Here is a 3,452-nt window from a genome sequence, read left to right as displayed (position 1 = left end):
CAGAAATTAAGCCAAGAGATATAATGCGTTTGAGCGCCACATAGATTGGCCCAAATGCGCTCAGTCCCAGCTGGCGTCAAGACATCAAATGCATTCGAGAATAGACTGCACCGAACAATTCTCGATCTGTTCGGCGGCGAGTAACGCATAAATATTGCTCACATCAAGATGACGCCTAGTTTCTAGCCGGTGATTTCTAGGGGCAGGGCTTTTCGAGCCGGCCAGGCGCCTTGAACGATGAGTATCGTCAGACGACGGAGGACGATAGTTCTGCCTGCCTCGTCGGTTTATCGATTCAAAATGATTTGGACCGAGTCGCCCCTGGCCATCTGCGCAAGCCGGCTCGGCGGGAATTTGCGTACTTCGGTTGGCACAGTTCGCCCGTCGCAGTCGAGAGCCTGACCCTTTGACTTGCGCGACATCGCCTCGCCGACGCGGACGCCGTTCCCCCGAGGCCCCCCGCTGGGCCATCAGGTGCCGGCCTTTGGCTTCCTGAAGGACGTCCCTCATCTTCAGCGCGCTGTCCCGGTGCGCTTGATCGTGGTCTCGCAGCCTGATGTCACTGACCCATCCTGACTGCGTCACGTTCGCTCGCGGTGGCGCTGCCACATCGCCCCGTCGGAAGGTCAGCGCCGCGGTGGAGCGTGTCCGCACAGTCGGTCGCCCTTAGTTTTTCCGCGAACTGGTCGATATGAAGCGAGCAAGGGCTAACTCGACGGAGTGAGGATCGGACCAAAGATGCTGGTCCCGCGGCGCGTTGGCCCCCAGTCTCGCTGGGGAACCGGACCGAAAAGATGCCTGACAAGTTGGACAAGAAGCCTGGCCCCGTCGCGAAGCCGGGCGAGCGTCGCATGTACCGCATCGGGGTGTACTTCAACGCCGCCGAGCTCGTGGACCTGGAGCGCGTGCTCGGCGAGCCGGGGTTCGCGGCATCGATCATGGACGCCGGGCCCCACATCCGCAAGGGCATGAAGGCGGCCAGCCGGTACCTGCGCTGCTGTGCGGTTGGCAAGCGGGCACCCCGCCCGGTGCCGGTGCTCAACCGCGCGATGTGTGCTGAGCTTGGCCGCCTCGGAAAGAATGTCCGAGACATTGGGGACGGCCTCACGGCGGGTTCCATCGATCCGACCGAACCAGACATGATTGAGTCGATCTTCGACGAATTGAAGTCCCTGCGCGAGCAACTGGTCAAGGTACAGCGACTGGCTCCTGATGTCCCCGAGTTTAAAGATCTGATGCCTCACGAAGAGTTTTTTTTCGGCAAGTAGTCGCATGAAGGGGATGCAGAAAATATCTCGTGGGGCCACCTTCGATGGTGTCCTCCGATACGCATTCGCTGACCCGCACGCGAAGTTTCTGGGGACGAGTGCGTGCATGGCCTCAAACGACGAGGCGGGTCTCGCCGCCGAGTTCTCCATCACCCAGTCGTTTCGAACTGATATCAAGAAGCCGGTCTGGCATCAATCCTTAAGATTGCCGGATGATGAAATCGTCGAACACCCGCGCCAACTCGCCATCGCGCATGACTACATGGCACGGATGGAATTCGATCCGCGCCGGCACCAATACGCGGTGGTCGCGCATGGCCGCAACCATGTGCACATTATTGCAAGCCGCATCGATTTCAATGGTGCTATTTGGTATGGCCGGCAGGAGAATCTGATATCAACCCGTGTCACCCAGGAACTCGAAAGACTTCACGGTCTGCGAATCACCCGTGGTCCGCAGTATCAGACCATTCTCGGTGCGCGCGGCGCCCCGACGTATCGCATTGTGGAGCTCCCTGAGTTCAAAAAGCCGCGCCGCAGGGAAGTTCAGCGTCACGAACGGCTGCAGCGTCGGTCGGTATTGAAGCAACCGCTTCCCAGAAATCGCGTCGCCGCGATTCTCAAAGAAGCCCGGCAAGCGGCACTCGCCGGCACCTTGGCCGACTTCATCAGCGTGGCCGAAGCGCGCGGACTGGCCGTCTATGCCGGCTTTGATGCATCCGCCAAGCCCGCCCCGGATGGGCAAGTTCGTCCGCCCCGGTTCACCGGATTTGTCTTCGAACTGCCGGCCCGTGGCCAGGCCGAGATCCGAATCTCCGGCAGCAAGGTCGGCGCCGCCTATTCGGGCAAGCGAATCCTGGAGGCCATCGGCGTCGACGAGACCAAGGTCTCTGCGCTGCTGGCGACCCGACATGTCCCGTTTGGACCGCATCGGTATCTGAAGCCGGTCTGGCAACTTCCCAAAAGACTCAGCAGGATAGAAAGAAATGAATTCAACCCCCCCGTTGCCGGACTGGCTCCAGCACATGCCTTTGCGCCCGGTCGTTGGCGAACTCTCGACACCATCCCAACCCTCGACAGTCTGCACGCGCTGCCCGGCGGCCCTGTGGTACTTGGAGTCGAAGGGCACCGAGACAGCGAAGGCCTACGCCTTTTGCCGAACCATGAGCGTGATGGTGTGGCAGCCACACGAGCAACACCTTCTGCTGGACTGCGACCAACTTCGGGCGCTGGCGGCCAAGGCCATGCAGCAGCAGGCCGAGAAAGCGCAGGCCAAGCTGGAGCGGGAGGAAAAAGCCAGGGCCAGGCGGGAAGCGAAGGCCAACAACGCCAAACTCGTCCAAGCGGCACGCGCCCAGTCCCCGTCTCCAACGACACCACCGCTGGTTCAACCGATCTAGGTCGGCGCCGATCCGCGCCGGCAAGGGCCAATGCAAGCCACACCGCAAGCGGCCCCTCGACTGCCGGGCGACCGTCCGGCCATGCAGGAGCCCATCTGCCGAGAGCCCAAGCGCAGGCTCTCCGAGAGCGGACCTGGTCGGAGCGGCTCGCGAGAATCGTTGCATCCCACGCGCCCGGGCTTGGCGCCCATAGGCCAGATCTCGAGACGGCTTACCTGCGCAAGGCCGCCACGTTCTTGACCGAGAGTCGGGCACGCGGCGTCGATCCGGACGCAGCGGGCTGGCGCGCGTGGGACCTATCGGTCGGCGTGCCACTGTTGGACGGCGAGGCGGACCATTCTGCACTGCTCACTCGCCTTTCTCTTGGCGCCATCAACTCCGTCGAGACCATCGAGATCCAGATCAACGCGGGGCTTCCGCCTGATCCCGTCGCGCGCGACTACGGTGGCGCCGTGGTGCGTGAGTCGCGCCATGCGCGGTCGATTGTCAACGTCTCGAAGCCAGCGCTCACTCGGCGCCCGAGGATGGGGCGCTGACCCGGGAGGCGCAGCCGCGGAGAGCGACCTGAACCTTCGCCCGCGTGACCTGGTCAGGTCGCGCCGGACTCTGGTGACGGAGATTGGAGCTTGGCCTGTACAGCGTCAATCTGGATGGCCGGTCGACCATGGCGACAACCTCGGCGCCCGCGGTGTCTGGGGCAAGTCGACGATGTTCGAGGAAGCGGCAGCGATGCCGTTGATCGTCGCCGGTAGGAGCCGTATGCCCGAATCGGGCCCCCGAACTT

At 62.6% G+C, this 3,452-nt stretch carries 2 protein-coding genes; both read left to right on the top strand.

The genetic code is table 11. From position 1 onward, the window contains the following. Nucleotides 1-794 precede the first annotated feature (794 nt). A complete protein-coding gene (locus H0W38_RS18975; protein WP_292457081.1) occupies nt 795-1,268 on the top strand; it encodes a hypothetical protein in 474 nt (157 codons plus the stop codon). A 106-nt stretch (nt 1,269-1,374) separates the two neighbouring features. Then, complete coding sequence (locus tag H0W38_RS18970; protein ID WP_292457078.1) at nt 1,375-3,204, top strand: hypothetical protein; 1,830 nt, start codon at nt 1,375-1,377, stop codon at nt 3,202-3,204. Nucleotides 3,205-3,452: the final 248 nt, after the last annotated feature.

Origin of the sequence: Methylibium sp., assembly GCF_013817365.1 — a bacterium.
Taxonomy (GTDB): Bacteria; Pseudomonadota; Gammaproteobacteria; order Burkholderiales; family Burkholderiaceae_C; genus Methylibium.
The sequence above is the reverse complement of the archived record's forward strand: the minus strand, read 5'-3'. Positions and strand labels throughout refer to the sequence as shown.